Below are 22,909 nucleotides of genomic sequence, written 5' to 3' on the forward strand. Positions count from 1 at the left end.
GGCCAAAGGGTAAAACAGATGACCGTGAAACTCTCGTCCTCAAACCTCTCCAAGCTGCCCACTGAGGTCGCCGGTCCGAAGTATGACCGCGCAACATTGAAGGCCGGCATCGTGCATTTCGGCGTTGGCAATTTTCACCGCTCGCATCAGGCCGTCTATCTCGACGATTTGTTCAATGCGGGCATCGGCCATGACTGGGCGCTGATCGGCGCCGGCGTGTTCGACGGTGAAAAGATCGGTCGCGGCAAACTGGAAGAGCAGGATTGGCTGACCACCGTGGTCGAGCAGGACAGCGGCCATATGAGCGCACGCGTCACCGGCGCCATGATCGACTTCCTGATGCCCGGCGATGCGGCCGGCATCGTCGAACGGCTTGCCGACCCGGCCATCAAGATCGTTTCGCTGACCATCACCGAAGGCGGCTATTTCATCGATCCGGCCTCCGGCGTGTTCAACCCGACCCATCCCGACATCGTCGCCGATGCGCAGCCCGGCGCGACGCCGAAGACGGTGTTCGGCATCATCCTTGCCGGGCTGGTGCGCCGCCGCGACGAGGGTACCGTGCCGTTCACGGTGATGTCGTGCGACAACATCCCCCACAACGGCCATGTCACCTCGGACGGGGTCATCGGCCTGGCCCGTTTGATCGACGAGGATCTGGCGAACTGGGCCAGCGAGCATGTCGCCTTTCCGAACGGCATGGTCGATCGCATCACGCCGGCGACCACCGATCGCGAACGCGGCATTCTCGCCAAGGATTTTGGCCTTGAGGACAACTGGCCGGTGTTCTGCGAGCCGTTCCGGCAGTGGGTGCTGGAGGACCATTTCACCGGCGGCCGGCCGCCACTGGAAAAGGTCGGCGTGCAGTTCGTCAAAGACGTTGCGCCCTACGAATTGATGAAGATCCGCATCCTCAATGGCGGCCACGCCACCATCGCTTATCCGGCCGGGCTGATGGACATCCATTTCGTCCATGAGGCGATGCAGGAGCCGCTGGTGAGCGGGTTTCTGGCCAAGCTCGAACGGGACGAAATCATCCCGACCGTGCCGCCGGTGCCGGACACGGTCCTGGAAGACTATTACCAGCTCATCGAGAGCCGCTTCTCCAATCCCAAGATCGGCGACACGGTGCGCCGGCTCTGCCTCGACGGCTCCAACCGCCAGCCGAAATTCATCATCCCGACCATCGCCGACCGGCTGAAGGCCGGGAAAAGCGTCGTCGGCCTGGCGCTGGAATCAGCGCTCTGGTGCCGCTATTGCTTCGGTACGACCGACAGCGGTGCCGTCATCGAGCCCAACGATCCGAGCTGGGACCGGCTGCAAGCGACGGCAAAGGCGGCAAAGGACGCTCCCGCCGCCTGGCTCGCCATGGAGGACATCTATGGCGATGTCGGCCGCGCGACGGCGTTTGTCGAGGCCTTTGCCCATGCGCTCAACGTGCTGTGGGCGAATGGCGCGCGCGCGACGCTGACGCGCTACCTCGCCGGCAAGCTCTGAGAGCCATTCTCCATCATGACGCCTGAGCTGGTCATCTTCGACTGTGATGGCGTGCTGGTCGACAGCGAGGCGCTCTCCGTCTCGGCGCTGCTTGGCATGGTCAAACTTGCCGGCGGCAGCGTCAGTGAGGACGCCGCCTACGAGCATTTCCTCGGCAAGAGCATGAAAAGCGTGCGCGAGATCCTCGGCCGCGACTTCGGGCTCGATATCACCGACCTGCACCTGACCGAGATGCGCGTCGAATTGATGCGCAAATTCCGCGAGGAGCTGAAGCCGATCGCCGGCGTCAGGAAGATGCTGCCCAAGCTTGGGCTGCCGTACTGTGTCGCGTCCTCAGGCACGCTCGACCGCATCCGCTACGCGCTCGACGTCACCGGATTGCTTGGGCTGATGGAGCCGCATCTGTTCAGTGCCACCATGGTGGCCAAGGGAAAGCCGGCGCCGGATCTGTTCCTGCATGCCGCCGCCAGCATGCGGGCTCATCCGCGCAAATGCCTCGTCATCGAGGACAGCCCGGCCGGCATCGCTGCTGCGCGGGCGGCAGGGATGCGCGTGCTCGCCTTCACCGGCGGATCGCATGCCGGCAATCCCGCCTTGAAAGCGCGGCTTGCGTCGAGTGAACCGGACTTTATATTCGCTGACATGCTGCAATTGCCCGATCTGATTGCAGGCTTGGGAGCGAGAGACAGAGCATCTTGACGAAACAGTTCGTTTGCGCGGTCGATGTCGGCACCGGGAGCGCTCGCGCGGGCATTCTCGACACCAGTGGCACCTTGCTCGGCCGCGCCGAGCGGCCGATCGCCATGAACCAGCCGAAGCCCGATCACGCCGAGCATGATTCGCGCGATATCTGGTCGGCCGTCTGCACCGCCGTGCGCGCTGCCCGCGAAAAAGCCGGTGTCGAGCCTGAGGACATTGTCGGCATCTCCTTCGATGCCACCTGTTCGCTGGTGGTGCGCGACCGGCAAGGCAGCCAGCTCAGTGTCTCGGTCACGGGCGACAAGCGCTGGGACACCGTCGTCTGGCTCGACCACCGCGCCATCGCCGAGGCCGACGAATGCACGGCAAGCGGCCACGCCGTGCTGAATTACATCGGCGGCGTCATGTCGCCGGAAATGGCGACGCCGAAACTGATGTGGCTGAAGCGCAATTTGCCGGGCACGTGGAATGAAGCCGGCTATTTATTCGACCTGACCGATTTCCTGACCTGGCAAGCGACGGGTTCGCTGGCCCGCTCGCAATGCACGCTGACCGCCAAATGGACCTATCTGGCGCATGAGGAGACAGGCTGGCGGCGCGACTTCTTCGAGCTCGTCGGCCTCGGCGATCTTTTCGAGCACGGCAGCCTGCCGGAAAAGGCCAGTCCCGTCGGCGCCGATATCGGTCGATTGACGGCGCAAGCGGCGGCCGAGCTTGGGCTGAGCGAGAAATGCCGGGTGGGCTCCGGCGTCATCGATGCCTATGCCGGCGCGCTTGGCGTGCTCGGCGGCTTTGCCGGCGACGAACAGGACATCGGCCGGCATTTGGCGCTGATCGCCGGCACGTCGAGCTGCGTCATGGCGATGTCACCGGATCCGCAGCCTTTCGCCGGCGTCTGGGGGCCGTATTACGGCGCGGCGCTGCCCAGGCTGTGGCTGTCGGAAGGCGGCCAGTCGGCGACCGGCGCCCTGCTCGACCACATCATCCGCTGGCACGGCGCCGGCGGCGAGCCGGATGCCGCCATGCATGCGAAGATCGCCAGGCGTGTCGCCGAGCTGCGCGCCATCGAGGGCGACAGCCTCGCCGCAAGGCTGCATGTGCTGCCCGACTTTCATGGCAACCGCTCACCGCTCGCCGATCCGCATGCCGTCGGCGTCGTCAGCGGGCTGACGCTGGATTCCTCCTTCGACAGCCTGTGCAAGCTCTATTGGCGCACCGCCGTCGGCATCGCGCTCGGCGTGCGCCACGTGCTGGAGGCACTGAACGAGAACGGCTATCTGATCGACACGCTGCACGTCACCGGCGGCCACACCAAGAACCCGCTGCTGATGGAACTCTACGCCGACGCCACCGGCTGCACGGTGATCGAGCCGCTGGCCGACGAGGCGGTGCTGCTCGGCACCGGCATGATCGCCGCCACCGCTGCCGGGCTGTTTCCCGACCTCAACGCCGCCTGTCTTGCCATGCAGCAAGGCGGCAGGACGCGCCCGTCGAACCCGAAATCATCAGGGCGTTTCGAGCGCGACTACAAGGTTTTCCTCGAGATGCACCGCCAGCGCCGGATGCTGGACGCGATCCGCTAGAGCATCGGGCCGGTCGCTGGCTCAATCCGTTCCCGTCCCTCCTCTCTTGCCTTCATGTCGCGTTTCGTCCAGAAGCTGACGCAAACGCGGCGAAACCGAAGGTTTTGCCGTTTGACATGCGGCTTCCGGCTCTGGCCGACGTGCCGTAGCTGGAAAGAGCGGAACAATGTCTGCGATCGAAGCCGGCGCTCGCGCGCCGGAAAATCTTTGGCGTCAGGAAATCAGGGCGACGCTGGCGCTCGCCTGGCCGATGGTGCTGACCAATCTCGGCCAGACCGCGATGACGGCCACCGACGTAATGATGATGGGTCGTCTGGGCCCGGATACGCTGGCCAGCGGCGCGCTTGGCGCCAACCTTTATTTCATGCCGCTGATCTTCGGCCTCGGCCTGATGCTGGCGACCTCGCCGATGATCGCTACCGAGCTCGGCCGCCGCCGCTATTCGGTGCGCGACCTGCGCCGCACCGTGCGCCAGGGCCTGTGGCTGGCGATCCTGATCTCGATCCCGATCTGGCTCGTGCTTTGGCACGGCGAGGGCATTCTATTGGCCATGGGCCAGGACCCGGTTCTGGCCCATCAGGCCGGCATCTATCTGCGCTGGCTCGAATGGGCGGTGCTGCCCTTCTACTTCTATATCGTGCTGCGCTCGTTCATCTCGGCGCTGGAACGGCCGGGCTGGGCGCTGGTCATCGTCTTCGTCGCCGTCGCCTGCAACGTCTTCTTCAACTGGGTGTTCATGTTCGGCAATCTCGGCGTGCCGGCAATGGGCATTGCCGGGTCGGGCCTTGCCACCTCGCTGTCCTCAGCGCTGATGTTCATCGGCATGGCTGCCGTGGTGATGCTGGAGAAGAAGTTCCGCCGCTACCGTCTGTTCGGCCGTTTCTGGCGCGCCGACTGGCCGCGCTTCAAGGGCCTGTTGCGGCTCGGCCTGCCGATTGCCGGCATCCTCGCCTTCGAGGTGACGATCTTCAATGCGGCGGCCCTGCTGATGGGCCTGATCGACGCGGATTCCCTGGCCGCGCACGCGATCGCCATCCAGATCGCCTCGATCTCCTTCATGGTGCCGCTCGGCCTCAACCAGGCGGTGACGGTGCGCGTCGGCCTTGCGCACGGCGCCGGCAATCCGGAAGGCGTCTCGCGCGCCGGCTGGACCGCCTTTGTCATCGGCGTCTCGTTCATGGCGCTGATGGGGCTGGTGATGATCCTGTGGCCGCATCCGCTGATCAGCGCCTTCATCGATCTGGGCAATCCGGCCAATGCCAGGGTGATCGAACTTGCCGTGTCGTTCCTGGTCTTCGCGGCGCTGTTCCAGGTCTTCGACGGCGCCCAGGCGGTGGCCGCCGGCATGCTGCGCGGCCTGCATGACACCAAGGTGCCGATGATCTATGCCGCGATCGGCTATTGGGGCGTCGGCCTGCCGCTCGGCGTGCTGCTCGCCTTCCATTTCGGCCTGCATGGCGTCGGCATCTGGATCGGCCTGTCGACGGGGCTGGCCGTGGTGGCCGCGCTGCTGCTGGCGCGCTGGCTGCGGCGCGACCGGTTGGCGCCGCCGCTCGCGTTCGGGCATTGAAACAGAACGGCCGATGGCCCGGCGGCTGTTGTCCTGTGGGCGTTGGCTCATTGAACAACGCCTTCACAACTCCGCGATAGAGGCGGTCAGAATGTCGGCGGCGTGTTGACCCAGAGGATACGGACCGTGGTCGAACCGATATTGCGGTAGCCGTGGCCGAGTTCGGAGTTGAAATAAAACGCGTCGCCTGCCTCGAGCGCCACCACGTTCGTCTCGACCAGCAACTCGACGGAACCTTCGAGCACGTAGCCGAATTCCTGTCCCTTGTGGCTGATCAACTCGAGGCTGCCGCCGCCGGCCTCGATCACGTGGACATTGATCTGCAGCAGATATTCCGGACCGGATGGCACCAATTGCTCGAGCACGACATGGTTGCCCGAGCGCCGATGTCCCGTCTCCATGTGCGGACGCTCGTTTTGCCGCAACACGAACACTTCCGAGGCATTGTGCTGCAGCGTGCCGAACATAGCGTTCATGTTGATGCCCAGCGCCTGCACCAGCCGGTGCAGAGCCGCCATCGAGGGCGTCGCGCGGTCGTTTTCGATCTTCGAGAGATAACCCTCTGTCAGCCCGATGCGGGCGCCGAGCTCTTCCAGGCTGAGGCCAAGCACCTGTCTGGCATGGCGCAGCTTGACGCCGATCCTCGGGGTTCCGTTTCTGTCGCGCATGTCAGGTCCGCGTCTTCATCCAGTCCGCCAGCTTCGCCAACAGAAAATCGACTTCCGCCTCGGTGTTATAATGGGCCAGCCCGATGCGGACGACGCCGTTGCGGTCCGCAAGCCCCAGCCGCTTGATTGGCTCCAAACCGTAATTGTGGCCATGCCAGAGATAGATGCCTTCCTTTGCCATCGCCTTGGCGATATCGGCGGGATCGGTTCCGTCAACGGTGATCGACACGGTAGGCACCCGGCGCGCCAGCGCCGCCACATCGGTTATACCCTGGACCAAGACGCCATCAATTCTGGACAATCCGGCAATCAGCCGTGCTGTCAGGACACGCTCATAACGGTCGGCGACTTCAATGCCGGCGACGATGCGCTCGCGCCGCGTCGCCTGCGGGTGGCCGTTGCCGAAGGACTGTCCGAGCCAGGCATAGTGCTCGACGGCGCCAAGCACCCCGGCAAGCGCCTCGCGGCTTGTCGTCCCCGTCTCGAATTTTCCAGGTGGCGTGTTCGAAGCCGCGCGCACCTTGTAGGCGGTCAGCGCCTGCAGCAGATCGAACCGGCCCCACAACACCCCGTGATGCGGTCCGAAAAATTTGTAGGCCGAGCAAACCAGGAAATCACAGCCAATCTCCTGGACGTCGATCACTCCATGCGGCGCGAACTGCACCGCGTCGATATAGCTCAGCGCCCCGACCGCGCGTGCGCGCTGCGCGATCCGCTTCACGTCGTTGATCGTGCCGGTAACGTTGCTGGCATAGCCGACGGCGACCAGCTTGACCTCCTCGTCGATAGTGGCCTCCAGCGTCGACAGGTCGAGTTCGAACGTTTTTGGATCGAGGTCGATCCAGCGTACCTCAAGCCCGCGATCCTCCGCCAGCATCAGCCAGGGTGCGACGTTGGCGTCATGATCCATGCGCGTCAACACGATGGCGTCGCCGGCGTTCAGATCGCGGCCGATGGCGCGCGAGACGGCGAAAGTCAGCGTCGTCATGTTCTGGCCGAACACCACCTCACGCCGGTCCGCGGCATTGAAGAAATCGGCCATCGCCTGATGCGCGTCGTCGACCATCGCCTGGGCCGCGAGTGAGGTTTCGAAATAGCCACCAAGATTGGCGTTGGTCTCGATCATGGCACGCGTCATGCGCTCGATCGAACGGCTCGCCATCTGGGTTCCCGCGGGATTGTCGAAGAAAATCCGCTTCTTCGGCTCGGCACCTCTCGCCATCGCCGGAAAAGCATCGCGGACTGTGTCTATATCCATGTCTGAATTCCGTGTGTCTGGTGATCGTTGTGTGGCGGCCCCTAGACGCCGCCAGCTGCGGTTTCACGCGTTCAGCCGGCCGCTTCATGGATGGCGACAGCGCGAGCCGGGAAGCCGGATCCGGCCTTTGGCTTTGGCCAGCTTGCCATTATCAACGCGCCGGCGTCAGGCACCTTGTCGAGATTGGCCAGGAGCTCGATCTGCCAGCAGTCGCGGGACAGCACATAGTATTCCAGGCTTGCGTCACCCGCGGAAGTGGCGCGGCCGGGATCGGTGTCCATGCCCTCGTGCCCGATGGCAGCGACACCGCGGCGTTCCAAAAGTTCCTCCAGCACCGGCTTCGACCAGCCCGGCGCATGCGAGATACCGTCGGCCGACTTGTTCTGAAACGCCACGGGGTCTGGCCAGCGCGGCCACCACCCGGTGCGAAGCGCGACAAAACACTTTTCCGGGATACGGCCGTTCCGTGTCTCCCAGGCGGAAATGTCGTCGAGCGTCGGCGTCGCGTCGGGATCGGCGGCGACCCTGTCGCTGATGTCGAGGATGACCAACGGCAGAAGCATCTCCGCCACCGACAGTTGGTCGATCGAGCGGCCGCCGTCGATGAAGTGCACCGGCGGATCGACATGGGTGCCCCACTGTCCGACGAAGGCGTAGTGGTGGACCTGGAAGGCGTCGCCCTTCGAAAAATCGAGCAACGCACGGCGCTCCTCGTCCGGGAAGGCCGGGAAGTGCGGCTGGCCCGGATGAAACGCATGCGTCAGGTCGGTGAAGGTCGCGGCGGAGAGCCGCGACCTGTAGATGTCCCAAAGCGAACCCGGAGTCGACAAGATCACGGCTCCGCGACGAAGGTCGGTGCCGCTTCACTTGCAAGGACAAGCTTGCCGTCCTTGACACCGATGACCGAGACCGATTTGTCCGGCACCGAAATGCCCGGGCGGTAGGTGATCGTTCCGGTCACGCCGTCGAGCCCGGACGTAGCGGCCAGCGCGTCACGGATCTTGGCCGGATCCGGCGCACCGGCACGCTTGATCGCGTCGGCCATCAGCTTGACCGAATCGTAGCCGAGCGCAGCGAACGCGTTCTCCGGGGCATTGCCGGCCGACTTGGTGTAGGCGTCGATGAAGGCCTGCACCTTCGGGGTGGCGCCCTCACCGATATAGGCATGGGTGGTGAAGTAGGTGTCCTTGGCCGCGTCGCCGCCGACCTGGATCAGCAAGGGCGTGTCGTAACCGTCGCCGCCGACCACCGGCAGGTTGATGCCGGCCTGGCGCATCTGCTTCAAGATCAGGCCGATTTCCTCGGCATTAGACGAGGCATAGACGAAGTCGGGCTGCGGTGACAGCGCCTTCAGTTTGGCGATCTGCGCGGTAAAGGTCTTGTCGCCGATCTTGTAGGTGTCGCGCTCCAAGATCTTGCCCCCGCCATGCTCGTAGGCGGTGACGAAGTAGTCCGACAGCAGCGTTGTGTATTCGGTGCCGATGTCGGTCAGCAGGTAGGCGGTCTTGCCGTTCAGCTTGTTCAGCGCAAATTCCGCGCCAACCGCAGCCTGAACGTTGTCGCCGAAGGCGGCGAGGAAGATCTCGTTGCCGAGCTGGCTCGGCAATTTCGGCGAGGTCGCGCCGGGCGTGATGAACGGGATCTGCGCCTTCTGGACCTGCGGTCCGATGGCCAGCACCGAATCGGAATCGGCGAAGCCGATGATGCCGACGACCTTGTCGCTGTCGATCAACTGGCTGGCGACGGTCGAGATCGTCGTCGAATCGCTCTTGGAGTCGTAGATCACCAGTTCTATCTGTTGGCCGAGCACGCCGCCGGCGGCGTTGATTTCGCTTGCCGCCAGCTTGGCGCCATTCAGCATCGGACCGTCGAGCGAGGCCTGAATGCCGGTCAGGTTTGCCGGATAGCCGATCTTGATCGTGTCGGCAGCAAGTGCCGTGCTGGCCGAGGCAAGCGCGAAGAATGCGCCCAGTCCTAGGCCGATGGTGTCGCGTCGAGTGAGTTTGATCATCGTTTTCGTTCCTCTGTCTGGTTCACCGTTGCCGATCTTTGGGTTAATCCGAACGTAAGTTCCCGGTCCCCCATGATCCCCTTCGGCCGGAAGATCATGACTAGAATGAAGATGAAGCCAAGCACGATCTGGCTGGCGCCAAACAGGGCCGGCACCGCGAAATCGCCGATCGTGAAGCCGCGTTCGACCGAGCGCAGGACCTCCGACAACAGCGAAACGCAGATGACGCCAACCACCGCGCCGGTCAGGGAGCCCATGCCGCCTAGCACCAGCATTGTGATCAGGCTCATGGTCAGCGCGAAGTAAAAGGTGTTCGGCGAAAACGAGCCGAGATAATGTGCGTAGAGCGACCCGCCGACGCCTGAGAAGAACGCGCCGATGACGAAGGCGATCAGTCTGGTCCGCAACACGCCGATGCCGACAGCGCTGGCCGCGATTGTGTCGTCGCGCACCGCCTTCATGGCGCGCCCGAAAGGCGAATAGACCAGGCGCGCCAGAACGAACACCGTGATGGCGAGCCAACCCATCACCCAGGGCAACGTCGTCTCCAGCGGCACACCGGTGAAAGTGCGGGCGCCTCGGGTGAAATCCGACGCATTGATCAGCACCACGTTGACGATAATCAAGAATCCCATCGTCGCCACCGAAACGAAATAGCCCGACAGGCGCATCAAGGGATAACCGACGACCACGGCAAGCAGCGCCGTCAGAAGACCTGCCACCAGCGTCGCCGGCAGGAAGGGGAGGCTGAAAGCATGCAGAAACGCCGGCAGATGCGGCAGCAGTGCCATCTTCTGCTGTACGGGAATCGACAGTATCCCCGATATATACGCGCCGGCGCCGATGAAGCCGACATGACCGAGCGAAAACACGCCCGTAAAACCGTTGCTCAGCGACAGCGCCAGCACCAGGATTGCATTCAGCGCGATCAGCAGGATAATCCGGACGAAATAGTCGCTCAGCACGTGCGGCGCACCGAAAGCGACAGCTGCTCCCGCCACCAGGGCGACGAGGACGAGGAGTGTGATCCGCGCTTCCCGGCTCACAGCTTTATCTCCCGGTTTGGCTGGAGCAGCCCGCCCGGGCGCACCAGGAGAAAGGCGATCAGCACGGCAAAGACGATTGCGTCGCGATAGGACGAGACGCTGCTCGGCAGGAATGCGACGATGAAGATCTCCAGCGCGCCCAATATGTAGCCGCCCACCAGGGCGCCCGCGATCGACCCGAAGCCGCCGATGATCGCCGCCACGAAAGCCTTCAGGAGCGGCGTGAAGCCCATCTGCGGCTGCACCACGCCGGCCTGTGCCGCCCACAAAATGCCGGCAAGGCCGGCATAGGCGGATGCGACGATGAAGGCGACGATGATCAGCCGGTTGACGTTGAGTCCGACAAGGTGTGCCGCCGACATGTCCTCGGCTGCGGCGCGCATGCCGAGCCCGGTCGTGGTGCGCGTGATGAACCAGCCGAGGAGCAGCAGCGACACGAAGGTCAGCGCGATGGTCAGGAGATTGATGCTAGTGAAGGTGATGGCGCCGTTCGACATTTCCCAGGAGGTGTTGAGAATATCGGGGAGTGGAAAATTGCGCGGCGAGGAGGTGAACACCAGGATTCCGACGTTCTCGATGATGTAGGTGACGGCGAGGCTGGTGAGCAGTCGCGCAACGTCGGGCGCGTCGCGGATCGGACGATAGGCGATGCGTTCGATGAGGAAGCCCGCGACGGCCGCCGCGGCGATGCCGCAGATCACCGCGACAGCGAACGGAACGCCGATCCCGACCAGCAGAGCTACCCCGAAGGCGCCCACCATCATTACGTCGCCATGCGCGAAATTGGTAAGCTTGAGGACGCCGAAGACGATCGACAGGCCGACCGCCACCAGCGCGTAGAGGCTGCCGAGGCTCACCGCGTTGACGATCTGCTGCAGGATATAGTCCAGCTGGGTCATGTTGCCGCCCCGAGATATGCCTGCGCCACGCGTTCGCTGTCGCGCAGTTCCGCGGACCGGCCCGACAGCGCCACCTGACCCGTGCGCAGCACATAGGCACGGTCGGCGAGGTCCAGCGCCAGCGTGATGTTCTGTTCCACCAGCAGCATCGTCATGCCCTGGCGCTTCAGTTCGGCAAGCGCGCTGAAGATGTGGCGCACCAGCAGCGGCGCAACGCCGAGCGAAGGCTCGTCGAGCAGCAGCAGGCGCGGCGCCGCCATCAGCGCGCGCGCCAGAGCAAGCTGCTGCTGTTCGCCGCCCGACAGCGTGCCGGCCAGTTGCTTCAGCCGCTGCTTGAGAATCGGGAACAGCATGAACATGCGCTCGCTATCTCTGACGATGGCCTCCTTGTCGGTGCGGGTGCAGGCGCCGAGCCGCAGATTGTCGGCCACCGTCAGGCCGCCGAACAGGCGCCTGCCCTCCGGGCTCTGCGCGATGCCCAGAGTTACGATACGCGACGGAGCGATACCTCCGATCGGCTTGCCATCGAAGATGATCTTGCCGCCGCGCGGCCGCGACAGGCCGGAAATGGTGCGCAAGGTCGTGCTCTTGCCGGCGCCGTTGGCCCCCACCAACGCCACCACCTCGCCGGCATGGACGTCGAGCGAAATGCCCTTCAGCGCACGCACCGCGCCGAAATTGACCTCGAGGTTCTCGACGCTGAGCAGAACGGGGCTAGGCGTGGCCAAGATACGCCTCCCGCACTTTCGGGTGTTCGCGTACCTGCTCCGGTGTTCCGACGCAGATCACCTCGCCGGTCGCCAGCACCTGGATGCGTTCGCACAGCGCCATGATCAGGTCCATGTCGTGCTCGACAACGACCACCGTTACGCCGTAGCGGTCACGGATCGTCCGAATCAGCGCCGCCAACACCTTGGTCTCGTTGGAATCAAGCCCGGCTGCGGGCTCATCGAGCAGCAGCAGCTGCGGGCTGGTCGCCAACGCACGCGCAATCTCCAGCCGCCGCTGATCGCCGTAGGGAAGATCCGCGGCGACCCTGCCGGCCTGATCTGTCAGGCCCATGAGGTCGAGGAGTTCGTCGGCCTGCTGCCGCGTCGCGGCCACCCGCTCGCGATAGCGCCGACCGCGCAGCACGGTATCGGCGGGCCCGACAGGATGGCGCAGCTGCGCCGCCGTCAGCACGTTCTGTGCGACACTGAGGCTGCCGAATAGGCGAGAACCCTGGAAGGTGCGGGCGATGCCCATCGCGACGATCTGCGATGTGCGCAGGCCGACGATCGAACGGCCCTCCATCTCGATGCTACCGGAATTCGGCTGGGAGAAGCCGGTGATCAGGTTGAAAAGCGTGCTCTTGCCCGAGCCATTCGGCCCGATTACCCCAACGATTTCACCTTCGTGCAGCTCGATGGAATGATCCCGCAGGGCAACCAGCCCTCGAAAGGCTTTTGTCAGCCCAACCGTCTTCAACAGCACTCGACTCGACTGTCTATCCACGCGCCGGTTTGCCCCTGTCCGCCCTCGCCGCCCCGTTCGGCCCGGTCAAGCATCAAATGGACAATTCGAACGGCAAGATGTCAAGGCCTATTCCTAGCAGGAAAGCTATATGCCTGCCTCGGCTCGACCGTTGCCGCGACAGCACCGGCATCGATGCAGCGCTGCGCTCCCGCACTGGGTTTCCTGGCTTGCAGTCCAGCGCCGGCGCTCGCTTCCCGACCCTCCGCGCATACTGCGCAGGCGGAAGGCACGCGACGAAAAAGATCAGCGCGACCGGCCCTTAAACCTTGGCCGTCCTCGGACCGCGCTTCAGCTAGCTTGTTATCTGTTCGGCGACAGCTTCTTCGAGGCCGGCTGCGGCCTGGGCGGCGAGACCGCGCGCCGCCGCCTGTGAATCGTAAAACTCCTCGAGCGCATGAACCCTGCCCCACCGTAGCGTGAACACGTGAAGACCACGGTTGATGTAGGACGTATCACCGTTGAGCAGGGTTGCGGTGCCATCCCACTGGGCAAACACGGTGGTCTGCCACGGCCAGCCCTTCACCCAGACGTGGTTGACCGTGAGATGGAGAGTGGGCAGAACACGGCCGAGGCGCTCGAACCACCGGCGCAGGGCTTGCTTGTCGTGGCGCTCCCCACCAAGCGCGTGGGCGCCACCAACCCGGTGATGGACATGCGGCGCGATGGCCTTCACCGCCGCGTCCCAGCGATGGTTGTTGACGTCGTCGAAGCTCTGCCGGATCGATTTCTCGACAATATAGCTGTAAAGCATGTGACCTCTCCAGGCTCATTGGGATGGCGTGACCGGACGCGAGAGCCCCGGCCAGCATCGCGGCCGCGGCTTGCGTCAGGTCAGGGCGTTGTCGCATCGGCTCGCAGGGATATGTCCGTCTCGGTCGAGACCGTCACCTCGCTGCCGAACCTTGAGAAGGCGTAGAGCGAGCCCGGGTGGCCCGGTATGGAAAACGCCACGGCGTCACTGTTGGCGAGGCCCATGACGAACCGCAGCGGATCACCCCCGGTCTTCGGTGCGAAAGTGGCGGTGACCTCAAGCAGGTCGCCGCGCGGAACGTAGTAGGCCACCATGTCCAGGTGTCCCTGGTGCAGGCTGCCGCCTTCGATCGGGCGTCCGATGGTGGCTTCCTCGGCGAGAGCCGGGGTTGCAAGAAACAGCGCCGCCAGGAGCGAGGCGCTCAGCGTTTTGCGGATCATCTCATTGGTCCTTTTTTTAGATTGCGTTCACCCTCTATATAGGGTATAGATTACGAATGCAATCTAAAAAAGGAGATGACGATGCGTGTGAGTCGCACTCAGGCCGCGGAAAACCGCGAGACCGTGATCAATGTGGCAAGCCGGCTTTTTCGGGAGCGCGGCTTTGACGGCATCGGCCTCAAGGATCTGATGAAGGGTGCCGGGCTGACCCAGGGCGCCTTTTACAAGCAATTCGAGTCGAAGGACGATTTGGCGGCGCTGGCGTCCAGGCGGGCGATGGAAAGCGCCACCCACAAATGGTCAGCCGCGACCGCGGCACATCCTGGGAACCCGCTCTACGGGGTGATCTCATTCTACCTCAGCATGGACCATCGCGAGGAAAAGATGGACGGCTGCCCGGTCGTTGCGCTCGGTTCGGATGCAGCCAGGCAGGGTGCCGAGGTGAAGGCGTCATTCGAAGACGGCATCAAGGCGTACCTTGAGATGCTCGGCGGTTGGGTTGGCGAGGGCGACAGCGAAAAGACCGGAAAAAAGGCGATGGCCGTTCTCTCGACGATGGTCGGCGCGGTCGTGCTCTCGCGGGTCGTCAACGATCCCGACCTTGCGCGGGCTTTTCTGGATGCGGCGGCCGATCAGGTTCGCGAAGCAGTCGCCACTTGAACGGCGCGAGCAGCGCCGCCGGCACACCAAGGACAGGAGAGCAGATGCAACGGATTGTCGTCACGGGCATGGGAGCGGTCACGCCCCTGGCCGCCAATGTCGAAGCGTCCTGGTCACGCCTGCTTGCCGGCCGGTCCGGCGTTCGCAGGCTTCCGGACGATGTGGTGGGAGAGCTGCCGGTTAAGATTGGCGGCGTGGTTCCCTCCCTGGGCGAAGATCCGGAGGCTGGTTTCGATGCCGATGCCGTCCTGTCCGCGAAGGATCAGCGCAAGGTGGACCGGTTCATTCTGTTTGCGTTGGCGGCGGCGGAAGAGGCGCTTGCGCAGGCGCAATGGAAGCCTGCCCTGGAAACGGAGCGCCTGCGCACGGCCACGATCATCGCTTCAGGAGTCGGCGGGTTCCCCGCCATCACCGAGGCGGTGCGCACGGTGGACCTGCGTGGCGCCCGCCGCCTGTCTCCCTTTACGGTGCCGTCCTTCCTGGTGAACCTCGCGGCGGGCCACATCTCGATCCGTCATGGTTTCAAAGGTCCACTCGGCGCACCGGTGACGGCATGCGCGGCGGGCATCCAGGCGATCGGCGACGCCGCCCGCCTGATCCGCGCCAACGAAGCCGACATCGCCGTGTGCGGCGGAACGGAAGCGTGCATCAACACCGTCAGTCTCGGCGGGTTCGCCGCGGCTCGCTCTCTTTCAACCGGCTTTAATTGGGCGCCGGCTCAAGCCTCGCGCCCTTTCGACACATCGCGGGACGGCTTCGTCATGGGCGAAGGGGCCGGCGTGCTGGTCATCGAGGCGTTGGACCACGCGTTGGCGCGCGGCGCAAAGCCGCTGGCTGAGTTCGTCGGCTACGGCACGACCGCGGATGCCCACCACGTCACCTCCGGGCCGGAGGACGGCGACGGCGCGCGCCGGGCCATGCAGATCGCGATTGCCCAGGCAGGGATTTCGCCACGCGAGGTTCGTCATCTCAATGCGCATGCGACCTCCACGTCAGTCGGCGACCTGGGTGAGATCGAAGCGATCAAGAGCGTGTTCGGGCGCGATTTCGCGATAGCTGTCAGTGCGACGAAATCGGCGACCGGACATTTGCTCGGAGCGGCCGGCGGGCTTGGTGCGATCTTCGCAATCCTGGCGCTCAGGGATCAGGTCGCTCCGCCAACCCTCAACCTGGGCGAGGCCGATCCGGCCGGCGACGGAATCGACTTCGTCGCAAACGCGCCCCGGCCGATGGAGATGGAGTACGCGATCTCCAATGGCTTCGGCTTTGGCGGCGTGAATGCCAGCGCCCTGTTCAGACGCTGGAACTAACCTGTGGCCAGACGCGAGCGCCAGACGCAGTCATGACCAACGCCCTTTGCCCCGGCCCCTCATGCTTTTCCCAATCCAATCCAACGCAAAGAAGGATATGATTTCCATGAACAAGACCAATCCTGGCGTCGCTCTGGTGACAGGGGCATCTTCCGGCATCGGGCGCGCTACCGCCGACGCCTTGCTGGGCGCCGGCTTTCGCGTCTTCGGAACCAGCCGTCGCACGGCCTCCCAGCAATCCGCCGGCGTGACCATGCTGACCTGCGACGTGACCGACGACGCGTCCGTTGCGACAATGGTCGATGACGTTCTGGCCAAGGCCGGACGCATCGACCTGCTTGTCAACAATGCCGGTATGGGCCTGTTTGGCGGCGCGGAGGAGTCCTCGACCGCCCAGGCCAAGGCGCTGTTCGACGTGAACGTCTTCGGCGTCTTGCGCGTGACCAACGCGGTGCTGCCGGCAATGCGAAGCCAAGGGAAGGGCAGAATCGTGAATTTGAGTTCGGTGCAGGGGTTCATCCCCGCTCCCTATTTCGCGCTTTACTCAGCGACCAAACATGCCATCGAGGGGTATTCCGAGTCGCTCGATCACGAATTGCGCCCGTTCGGCATCCGCGTTTCGCTGGTGGAGCCCGCCTATACCCGAACGGCATTCGAGGACAATCTTGCCGCCCCCGACCGGTCGCTCGAAATCTACGACGCCGCGCGCGCCGGGATGACTGTATCCGTGCGGAAATCGATGGAGAAAGGCGATGCGCCCGAAGTGGTCGCCAACACCGTTTTGGCCGCGGCGACAGATCCCGCGCCGAAGAAGCGCTATGCGGCGGGAAAAATGGCGCGCCAGGTCAGTTTCCTGCGCCGTTTCGTCCCCGCGTCCGCATTCGACAAGAGCCTGCGCAAGCAGCTTGGGCTGCCGGCCTGAAGTCGAGCGCTGCCTTGGCGCGTCAGCGAGCAGCCGCCTGTTTCTCGAGCCTGCGGGCGTATTGCGTCAGCGGAAAGCACATGACGAAGAAGATCAGCGCCACCAGCCCGTAGACCTTGAACGGTTCGAAGGTCGCATTGTTGATGGCGTTGGAGGTCCGCACCAGTTCCTCGAAGCCGATGATCGAGGTCAGCGCGGTCGATTTGATCAGCTGAACCAGGAAGCCGACGGTGGGTGCGCGGGTGATCGAAAAGGCCTGCGGCAGGATGATCAGCCTCAGCTCCTGCAGATAGTGCAGGCCAAGGCTGGCGCCGGCGTCCCATTGGCCGAGGGGTAGCGCCGCGACGCCCGAGCGCCAGATCTCGGCGAGATAGGCGCTGGCGAAGAAGGTGAGGCCGAGCGCCGCCGCCGTCCACGGTTCGATGCGCAGGCCGAGCATCGGCAGGCCGAAGAACATCAGGAACAGCTGCATCAAGAGCGGCGTTCCCTGGAACAGGGCGATGTAGCCGGAAGCAACACGCCTGCTCCACTTGTTCTTGGCGATCCTGAAGAACAGCACGACCAGGCCGACGATGCCGCCGCCGATGAAGGCGGCCAGCGATAGCAGCACCGTCCAGCGGGCGGCGAGCAGCAGGTTGCGTACGATGTCCCAGAAGGTGAACTCGATCATGACACGCCGGCTCCGAGCGCACGGCGTCCGCCTGACACCAGCAGCCGGCGCAAGGCCATCGACAGAGCAAGATAGACCAGCGTCACGACGAAATAGGTCTCGAAAGAGCGGAAGGTGCGCGCCTGCAGCATATCGGCCTCGTAGGTCAGTTCACGCACGGCGATCTGCGACACCACGGCCGACTCCAGCATCATGATGACGATCTGGCTGGTCAGGGCGGGATAGATGATCTTGAGTGCCTGCGGCAGCACGATCTTGATGAAGACCTGGCGTGGCCGCAAGCCCAATGCGAGCGCTGCTTCCGTCTGCCCGCCAGGCACGGCGTCAAGCCCGGCGCCGACGATCTCGATGGTGTAGGCCGCCATGTTGAGCGTCATCGCCAGCATGGCGGCCAGGATCGGGTCGAGCCGGATGCCGAGGCTAGGCAGTCCAAAGAAAATGAAGAACAGCTGCACCAGGAACGGCGTGTTGCGGATGATTTCAACATACCAGGCGATCGCCCGCTTGAGCAGCACGGGACCGTTGCGGCGTCCCGCGGCACCCAGGATGCTGATGAACGTTCCAGCGAGCGTGGTCACGGCGATCAACAGGATCGTCGTGGCCGCGCCGCGCGCGATATCGCCGACAGCACCCGGAAGCCAGGCAAAGGCCACGGAAACTCAGTCCTTGAGGTTGTCGGGATTGAGCGGCGTCTTCAGCCAGGTTTTCGAGCTTTCGTCCAGCTTGCCGTCGGCCAGCATCTTGGCGACGGCATCGTTGACCGCCTTCTTCAGGCTGTCTTCGTTCTTGTTGAGGCCGATATGCGAAGGCGAGGTCAGGAGCTGGAATTTCTGCTCCGGCTTCAGCGCGTCCTGCTTGGCCAGCACCTGTGCGCCGACATCGTTGCCGACGACCATCAGCTGGGTCTGGCCGGAGATGAAGGCCTGGATCACCGAATTGTAGTTGTCGAAGCGCTTGATGTCGGCCGAGGCGGGGGCTGCCTCGGTGAGCGAGGTGTCTTCCAGCGTGCCGCGGTTGACGGCGATCGACTTGTCGGCGAGGTCTTCCTTGCCCTTGACCGAAAGTGCCGCCGGACCGATCACGGCGATGTAGTAAGGCGCGTAGGCAACGGCGAAGTCGATCACCTGCTCGCGTTCCTTCGAATAGCCTACGCTCATCAGAATATCGACGCGGTGGTCGTTCAGATACGGGATGCGGTTCTGGCCGGTGACGGCGACGGGATTGAGCTTCACCTTGAGCGTGTCGGCAATGTATTGCGCGACGTCCATGTCATAGCCCTTGAGGCTCATGTCGGCGCTGGCCGAGGAGAAGGGCGGGAAATCGGCGAAGACGCCGACATTGATGGCGCCGGCCTTGGTGATATCAGCCAGCGCATCGGCGCTGGCGGCCTGAATCGAGAGGCCGAAGCCGGCCGTGCCGAGCATCAGCACGGCGGCGATGGAGGCAAACGTCTTGCGGATCGTCATGTCATTCCCCTGTCTGGAAGCTTTGTTTGTTGGGAGTCGACCGCCGGCTCCAGCGCGGCGGCCGCCTTTGCTTTCTGAACGTCAGGCTCCCTTGCCCGTGATTGCCGGGCTGAACACCATCAGGCTCAATATCTCGAACAGCACCTGTGCGGCGGCATGCGCCGTGTTGGTGGTGGCGTCGTATTGCGGCGCCACCTCGACGACGTCGCCGCCGACGATGTTGAGGCCCTTGAGGCCGCGCAGCAGTTCGAGCACTTCGCGCATCGTCAGCCCGCCGACCTCAGGCGTGCCGGTGCCGGGCGCGAATGCCGGATCGACGCTGTCGATGTCGAATGAGACATAGGTCGGACCGTCGCCGACTATTCTGCGCGCCTTCTCGAGGATGTCCGGAATGCCGAGACCGGTCACCTCTTCGGCATGCACCACGGTCATGCCGGACTCGTAGGTGAACTCCCACAGATATTCGGCGGAGCCGCGGATGCCGATCTGGATGGTGCGCGTCGGATCGAGCACGCCGTCGAGCACCGCGTTGCGGAACGGTCCACCATGGTGGAACTTGGTCATGTCGAACAGGCCACTGGTGTCGCAATGGGCGTCGATATGGATCAGGCCGACCGGAGCTTTCTTGCCGACGGCCTTCAGGATCGGATGGCTGATCGAATGGTCGCCGCCGATCGACAGCGGAATGACCCCGGCGTCGACGATCTGGTTGGTGCGGCGCTCGATATCCTCATGGCTGATCTCCAGCCGGTAGCGGCTGCGGAACGGCGTGTCGCCGATGTCGGCGACACGAAGTTCATGAGTCGGGGCGCATTCCAGCACGTGATTGTAGGGGCCGATGCGCTCGATGGCGCGCAGCGCCCTTGGCCCAAAGCGCGAGCCTGGCCGGTTGGTGACGCCGAGATCCATCGGCACGCCGATCATCGCCACCTGCAAATCGCCGAAATCCGGATTGTCGGCCGATATTTCGCGGTAGGGCGCGGCGAGGAAGGTCGGGATGCCGGAATAGGGCGCCAGCCTTGTACCGCTCTTGGAAAAGATCTTGTCGGCGACCTTGCGGAACTTCGGGTCGAACATTTCGCCGCCATGGCTCTCGCCATATTTGCGACGCAGCGCGTCGAGCTTGCCGCGATCGTATCCCATGTCCGCTCCTCCTGCCGGGCTGATGCAGTGCCACCGTTGGGGATACCCGGCGGACCGACCGTCTTCCGGCCGGGTCGCCGTCCCGCTGGCTGCCTGCAGATTTTACGTCTTGAAGCTGTTCCGGGCTCAAGTGTCTGGCAGCGGCATTGAAAAATCAATTGATATTGTTAAGGTGTTTTCTGTGAGAAAATCTCACAATCAACCCTGAGCACGATCTCATCCGAAAACCGGCCTCCACTTTTCGGGATCGTGCTTCGATGGATGCCCATGGCCAAACGCCTGCCGCCCCTCAATCCGCTGCGCGCCTTCGAGGCAACGGCCCGGCATGGCTCGCTGACCAAGGCGGCGAGTGAGCTGAACGTCACGCATGGCGCCATCAGCCACCAGATCAAGGCGCTCGAGCAGTCGCTCGGCGTCAAGCTGTTCGAGCGGGTCGGCCAGCGGGTCAAACCGACACCGCATGGCGCTGAACTGCTGCCGGCGGTATCGGCCGCCTTCGACAGCATCGCTGCCGCCACGCAGCGCATGACAAGGCCGGCGAGCAGCGGCACACTTTCAGTCTCCTGCGTGCCGGCGCTGCTGTTGCTGTGGATGACACCGCGGCTCGGCAGTTTCATGGCGCAATATCCCGACATAAGGCTGACGCTTATCCCCTCGAACGACCCCAGGGATCTGCGGGCGCCCAACATCGATGTCTGCGTGCACTATGGCGACGGCAGCTGGACCGATTGCTGGATGCGCAAATGGTCGGGCCTCGAACTGTTCCCCGTGGTCAGCCCTACCTTGATCAACAACCGCCCGATCCGCAGCGTCAGGGATCTCGCTGACCATGTCTTCCTGCATGGCGACGACGGCCGCGAATGGCACACCTGGCTGGCGGCGGCCGATGCGCTGGACCTGGAGCGGGGTCGCCGCCATCACCTCGGCGATGCGCGCATGGCGACCGAGGCGGCGGTGCACGGCCATGGCGTGGCGCTGGGCGACTCGGTGACGGCAAGCGCGCTGCTGGCCAGGGGCATGCTGGTCGCGCCGTTCAGCCTGTCGGTGCCGGCGGTCGACGATTTCTATGTCGTCTGCCGCAACGAGATGCGGGCGACACCGATCGTGCAGGTGTTCATCGACTGGCTGTTCGCCGAGAAGGCCGGGGATGACGGGCGCGCCGACGCCCCGGTTGCCGGTCGCATCGCCAGCCGCCGCAAGCGTCCGGCGCTCAGGGTGATGGGCGGCAAATCCGCAAGCTGATGCCAGGCTGCGCGCCGCCGCATGCAGGCAGCTCTTTTTGTCGGGCCAGCCTGAAAGCGGGCAGCGTTCCGGCCGATTCGATGCTATGAGGCCTGTCGCGATTGTGGATGGCAGGCAGCGAAGGCGGTGTTGAAACATGGCTAAGACCGATATTGCGCGGCGCGTCTACAATCACACCTGGAAGCTCGATCCGATCGTGCGTAGTCTGCTCGACACGGATTTCTACAAGCTTTTGATGCTGCAGATGATCTGGGGCATGTATCCCAAGGTCGACACCACCTTCTCGCTGATCAACCGCTCGACCTCGGTGCGCCTTGCCGACGAGATCGACGAGGGCGAACTGCGCGAACAGCTCGACCATGCCCGCACCTTGCGCTTCTCCAAGAAGGAGATGATCTGGCTCGGCGGTAACAATTTCTACGGCCGCAAGCAGATCTTCGAACCGGAGTTCCTCGCCTGGCTGGAAGGGTTCCGGCTGCCCGAATATGAGCTGTCGAAGCGCGACGGGCAGTATGAGCTGACCTTCAGCGGGCCGTGGATGTACACCACGCTGTGGGAAATCCCGGCGCTCGCCATCATCAATGAACTCCGATCTCGCGCGGCGATGCGGGCGTTCGGGCCTTTCGCGCTCGACGTGCTCTATGCCCGCGCCAAGTCCAAGATGTGGGCCAAGACCGAGCGGCTGAAGGCGCTGCCCGGCATCCGCATCTCGGACTTCGGCACGCGCCGGCGCCATTCCTTCCTGTGGCAGCGCTGGTGCGTCGAGGCGCTGAAGGAAGGCATCGGCGAGGCGTTCACCGGCACTTCCAACGTGCTGCTGGCCATGGACAACGACCTCGAAGCGCTCGGCACCAATGCACATGAGCTGCCTATGGTGTTCGCCGCGCTTGCCGACTCGGAAAAAGAACTGAGACAGTCGCCCTACAAGGTGCTGCAGGACTGGCAGCGCTACTATGGCGGCAATCTGCTGATCGTGCTGCCCGACGCCTTCGGCACCGCCTCATTCCTGCGCGACGCGCCGGACTGGGTGGCCGACTGGACGGGCTTTCGCCCCGACAGCGCGCCGCCGATCGAAGGCGGCGAAAAAATCCTGTCCTGGTGGCGCGACAAGGGCAAGGATCCCAAGCAGAAGCTGTTGATCTTCTCGGACGGGCTCGAGGTCGAGACGATCGAGGAGACCTATCGCCACTTCAAGGGCAAGGTGCGTATGTCCTTCGGCTGGGGCACCAATCTGACCAATGATTTCGAAGGCTGCGCGCCGACGGAAACCAACAGCCTCGACGCCATATCGCTGGTTTGCAAGGTCACCGAGGCCAATGGCAGGCCAGCGGTCAAGCTTTCCGACAATCCGGCCAAGGCGACCGGCGATGTGAAAGAGATCGAGCGGTATCTCAGGATCTTTGGCGAGAAGGACCGCGTGGAGCAATTGGTCAAGGTGTGAGGGGTGATGGGGCTCCTGGCATCGCCTGCAAAGATGGAATCTCGGATAGCTTGAGTTCCCGCACACCCCCCTCTGTCCTGCCGGACATCTCCCCCGCAAGGGGGGAGATTGGCCGCTT

The 22,909-nt window shown here is 64.0% G+C and carries 23 protein-coding genes; 9 read left to right on the top strand and 14 right to left on the bottom strand.

Annotation, left to right across the window (positions count from 1 at the left end; genetic code table 11):
- The first annotated feature begins 18 nt into the window (after positions 1-18).
- The 4 genes from NKI66_RS13570 to NKI66_RS13585 all read left to right on the top strand — a co-directional run bounded on the left by NKI66_RS13570 (position 19) and on the right by NKI66_RS13585 (position 5,349).
- On the top strand, positions 19-1,497 hold the full coding sequence (locus NKI66_RS13570; protein WP_352751896.1) for a mannitol dehydrogenase family protein: 1,479 nt from the start codon (positions 19-21) through the stop codon (positions 1,495-1,497).
- A gap of 15 nt (positions 1,498-1,512) precedes the next feature.
- Complete coding sequence (locus NKI66_RS13575; protein ID WP_023810708.1) at positions 1,513-2,196, top strand: HAD family hydrolase; 684 nt, start codon at positions 1,513-1,515, stop codon at positions 2,194-2,196.
- Positions 2,193-3,779, top strand: a complete 1,587-nt coding sequence (locus NKI66_RS13580; RefSeq protein WP_352751898.1) for an FGGY-family carbohydrate kinase — start codon at positions 2,193-2,195, stop codon at positions 3,777-3,779. Before NKI66_RS13575 ends, NKI66_RS13580 begins: the two co-directional genes overlap by 4 nt.
- A gap of 166 nt (positions 3,780-3,945) precedes the next feature.
- Entirely contained in the window at positions 3,946-5,349 is a 1,404-nt protein-coding gene (locus NKI66_RS13585; RefSeq protein WP_023810711.1) for an MATE family efflux transporter, read from the top strand.
- An 86-nt stretch (positions 5,350-5,435) separates the two neighbouring features.
- Here NKI66_RS13585 and NKI66_RS13590 read toward each other — a convergent pair whose 3' ends face one another.
- The 10 genes from NKI66_RS13590 to NKI66_RS13635 all read right to left on the bottom strand — a co-directional run bounded on the left by NKI66_RS13590 (position 5,436) and on the right by NKI66_RS13635 (position 13,937).
- Positions 5,436-6,017 carry a cupin domain-containing protein gene (locus NKI66_RS13590; protein ID WP_023810712.1) on the bottom strand — a complete coding sequence of 194 codons (582 nt, stop codon included), beginning with the start codon at positions 6,015-6,017 and terminating at the stop codon, positions 5,436-5,438.
- A 1-nt stretch (position 6,018) separates the two neighbouring features.
- Entirely contained in the window at positions 6,019-7,275 is a 1,257-nt protein-coding gene (locus NKI66_RS13595; RefSeq protein WP_352751900.1) for a cysteine desulfurase-like protein, read from the bottom strand.
- A 71-nt stretch (positions 7,276-7,346) separates the two neighbouring features.
- The gene (locus tag NKI66_RS13600; RefSeq protein ID WP_023810714.1) at positions 7,347-8,105 is read right to left on the bottom strand and encodes a cyclase family protein; all 759 of its coding nucleotides are present in this window, start codon (positions 8,103-8,105) and stop codon (positions 7,347-7,349) included.
- A gap of 2 nt (positions 8,106-8,107) precedes the next feature.
- Positions 8,108-9,286, bottom strand: a complete 1,179-nt coding sequence (locus NKI66_RS13605; RefSeq protein ID WP_352751901.1) for an ABC transporter substrate-binding protein — start codon at positions 9,284-9,286, stop codon at positions 8,108-8,110.
- Positions 9,283-10,332, bottom strand: a complete 1,050-nt coding sequence (locus NKI66_RS13610; protein WP_023810716.1) for a branched-chain amino acid ABC transporter permease — start codon at positions 10,330-10,332, stop codon at positions 9,283-9,285. Before NKI66_RS13610 ends, NKI66_RS13605 begins: the two co-directional genes overlap by 4 nt.
- The gene (locus NKI66_RS13615) at positions 10,329-11,231 is read right to left on the bottom strand and encodes a branched-chain amino acid ABC transporter permease (RefSeq protein ID WP_352751903.1); all 903 of its coding nucleotides are present in this window, start codon (positions 11,229-11,231) and stop codon (positions 10,329-10,331) included. Before NKI66_RS13615 ends, NKI66_RS13610 begins: the two co-directional genes overlap by 4 nt.
- Complete coding sequence (locus NKI66_RS13620; protein WP_081734824.1) at positions 11,228-11,959, bottom strand: ABC transporter ATP-binding protein; 732 nt, start codon at positions 11,957-11,959, stop codon at positions 11,228-11,230. Before NKI66_RS13620 ends, NKI66_RS13615 begins: the two co-directional genes overlap by 4 nt.
- Positions 11,946-12,704, bottom strand: coding sequence for an ABC transporter ATP-binding protein (locus tag NKI66_RS13625; protein ID WP_245486190.1), 759 nt, complete (start codon positions 12,702-12,704; stop codon positions 11,946-11,948). Before NKI66_RS13625 ends, NKI66_RS13620 begins: the two co-directional genes overlap by 14 nt.
- A gap of 334 nt (positions 12,705-13,038) precedes the next feature.
- Positions 13,039-13,497, bottom strand: coding sequence for a nuclear transport factor 2 family protein (locus tag NKI66_RS13630; protein WP_352751905.1), 459 nt, complete (start codon positions 13,495-13,497; stop codon positions 13,039-13,041).
- An 80-nt stretch (positions 13,498-13,577) separates the two neighbouring features.
- A complete protein-coding gene (locus NKI66_RS13635) occupies positions 13,578-13,937 on the bottom strand; it encodes a hypothetical protein (protein ID WP_352751907.1) in 360 nt (119 codons plus the stop codon).
- Positions 13,938-14,018: 81 nt separating this feature from the next.
- Here NKI66_RS13635 and NKI66_RS13640 point away from each other — a divergent pair, with 81 nt between their 5' ends.
- The 3 genes from NKI66_RS13640 (at position 14,019) to NKI66_RS13650 (ending at position 16,829) form a co-directional block, all read left to right on the top strand.
- Positions 14,019-14,597 (top strand): TetR/AcrR family transcriptional regulator, encoded by a 579-nt coding sequence (locus NKI66_RS13640; RefSeq protein WP_023810721.1) that lies wholly within the window; start codon positions 14,019-14,021, stop codon positions 14,595-14,597.
- A 44-nt stretch (positions 14,598-14,641) separates the two neighbouring features.
- Positions 14,642-15,907, top strand: coding sequence for a beta-ketoacyl-ACP synthase II (fabF, locus tag NKI66_RS13645; protein WP_128304214.1), 1,266 nt, complete (start codon positions 14,642-14,644; stop codon positions 15,905-15,907).
- A 106-nt stretch (positions 15,908-16,013) separates the two neighbouring features.
- Positions 16,014-16,829 carry an oxidoreductase gene (locus tag NKI66_RS13650; protein WP_352720824.1) on the top strand — a complete coding sequence of 272 codons (816 nt, stop codon included), beginning with the start codon at positions 16,014-16,016 and terminating at the stop codon, positions 16,827-16,829.
- 22 nt (positions 16,830-16,851) lie between these two features.
- On the opposite strand, the gene NKI66_RS13655 is transcribed toward NKI66_RS13650, so the two are convergent.
- From NKI66_RS13655 to speB, 4 genes are all read right to left on the bottom strand, one after another.
- Positions 16,852-17,499 carry an amino acid ABC transporter permease gene (locus NKI66_RS13655; RefSeq protein ID WP_128304213.1) on the bottom strand — a complete coding sequence of 216 codons (648 nt, stop codon included), beginning with the start codon at positions 17,497-17,499 and terminating at the stop codon, positions 16,852-16,854.
- The gene (locus NKI66_RS13660) at positions 17,496-18,152 is read right to left on the bottom strand and encodes an amino acid ABC transporter permease (protein ID WP_352751909.1); all 657 of its coding nucleotides are present in this window, start codon (positions 18,150-18,152) and stop codon (positions 17,496-17,498) included. Before NKI66_RS13660 ends, NKI66_RS13655 begins: the two co-directional genes overlap by 4 nt.
- A 6-nt stretch (positions 18,153-18,158) precedes the next feature.
- On the bottom strand, positions 18,159-18,965 hold the full coding sequence (locus tag NKI66_RS13665) for a transporter substrate-binding domain-containing protein (RefSeq protein WP_352751911.1): 807 nt from the start codon (positions 18,963-18,965) through the stop codon (positions 18,159-18,161).
- 81 nt (positions 18,966-19,046) lie between these two features.
- The gene (gene speB / locus NKI66_RS13670) at positions 19,047-20,108 is read right to left on the bottom strand and encodes an agmatinase (protein ID WP_352751913.1); all 1,062 of its coding nucleotides are present in this window, start codon (positions 20,106-20,108) and stop codon (positions 19,047-19,049) included.
- 267 nt (positions 20,109-20,375) lie between these two features.
- On the opposite strand from speB, the gene gcvA reads away from it, so the two are divergent.
- Positions 20,376-21,350 carry a transcriptional regulator GcvA gene (gcvA, locus tag NKI66_RS13675; RefSeq protein ID WP_352751915.1) on the top strand — a complete coding sequence of 325 codons (975 nt, stop codon included), beginning with the start codon at positions 20,376-20,378 and terminating at the stop codon, positions 21,348-21,350.
- A 136-nt stretch (positions 21,351-21,486) separates the two neighbouring features.
- On the top strand, positions 21,487-22,791 hold the full coding sequence (gene pncB, locus NKI66_RS13680) for a nicotinate phosphoribosyltransferase (RefSeq protein ID WP_128304209.1): 1,305 nt from the start codon (positions 21,487-21,489) through the stop codon (positions 22,789-22,791).
- Positions 22,792-22,909: the final 118 nt, after the last annotated feature.

This window comes from Mesorhizobium sp. M0518, from assembly GCF_040321125.1.
Classification (GTDB): domain Bacteria; phylum Pseudomonadota; class Alphaproteobacteria; order Rhizobiales; family Rhizobiaceae; genus Mesorhizobium.

What these genes read in the sequence shown, in the direction of transcription:
- NKI66_RS13570 (WP_352751896.1), top strand. Translation starts at nt 19, where the DNA reads ATGACCGTGAAACTCTCGTCCTCAAACCTCTCCAAGCTGCCCACTGAG.
- NKI66_RS13575 (WP_023810708.1), top strand. Translation starts at nt 1,513, where the DNA reads ATGACGCCTGAGCTGGTCATCTTCGACTGTGATGGCGTGCTGGTCGAC.
- NKI66_RS13585 (WP_023810711.1), top strand. Translation starts at nt 3,946, where the DNA reads ATGTCTGCGATCGAAGCCGGCGCTCGCGCGCCGGAAAATCTTTGGCGT.
- NKI66_RS13590 (WP_023810712.1), bottom strand. Translation starts at nt 6,017, where the DNA reads ATGCGCGACAGAAACGGAACCCCGAGGATCGGCGTCAAGCTGCGCCAT.
- NKI66_RS13595 (WP_352751900.1), bottom strand. Translation starts at nt 7,275, where the DNA reads ATGGATATAGACACAGTCCGCGATGCTTTTCCGGCGATGGCGAGAGGT.
- NKI66_RS13605 (WP_352751901.1), bottom strand. Translation starts at nt 9,286, where the DNA reads ATGATCAAACTCACTCGACGCGACACCATCGGCCTAGGACTGGGCGCA.
- NKI66_RS13615 (WP_352751903.1), bottom strand. Translation starts at nt 11,231, where the DNA reads ATGACCCAGCTGGACTATATCCTGCAGCAGATCGTCAACGCGGTGAGC.
- NKI66_RS13630 (WP_352751905.1), bottom strand. Translation starts at nt 13,497, where the DNA reads ATGCTTTACAGCTATATTGTCGAGAAATCGATCCGGCAGAGCTTCGAC.
- NKI66_RS13635 (WP_352751907.1), bottom strand. Translation starts at nt 13,937, where the DNA reads ATGATCCGCAAAACGCTGAGCGCCTCGCTCCTGGCGGCGCTGTTTCTT.
- NKI66_RS13640 (WP_023810721.1), top strand. Translation starts at nt 14,019, where the DNA reads ATGCGTGTGAGTCGCACTCAGGCCGCGGAAAACCGCGAGACCGTGATC.
- fabF (WP_128304214.1), top strand. Translation starts at nt 14,642, where the DNA reads ATGCAACGGATTGTCGTCACGGGCATGGGAGCGGTCACGCCCCTGGCC.
- NKI66_RS13650 (WP_352720824.1), top strand. Translation starts at nt 16,014, where the DNA reads ATGAACAAGACCAATCCTGGCGTCGCTCTGGTGACAGGGGCATCTTCC.
- NKI66_RS13655 (WP_128304213.1), bottom strand. Translation starts at nt 17,499, where the DNA reads ATGATCGAGTTCACCTTCTGGGACATCGTACGCAACCTGCTGCTCGCC.
- NKI66_RS13665 (WP_352751911.1), bottom strand. Translation starts at nt 18,965, where the DNA reads ATGACGATCCGCAAGACGTTTGCCTCCATCGCCGCCGTGCTGATGCTC.
- speB (WP_352751913.1), bottom strand. Translation starts at nt 20,108, where the DNA reads ATGGGATACGATCGCGGCAAGCTCGACGCGCTGCGTCGCAAATATGGC.
- gcvA (WP_352751915.1), top strand. Translation starts at nt 20,376, where the DNA reads ATGGCCAAACGCCTGCCGCCCCTCAATCCGCTGCGCGCCTTCGAGGCA.
- pncB (WP_128304209.1), top strand. Translation starts at nt 21,487, where the DNA reads ATGGCTAAGACCGATATTGCGCGGCGCGTCTACAATCACACCTGGAAG.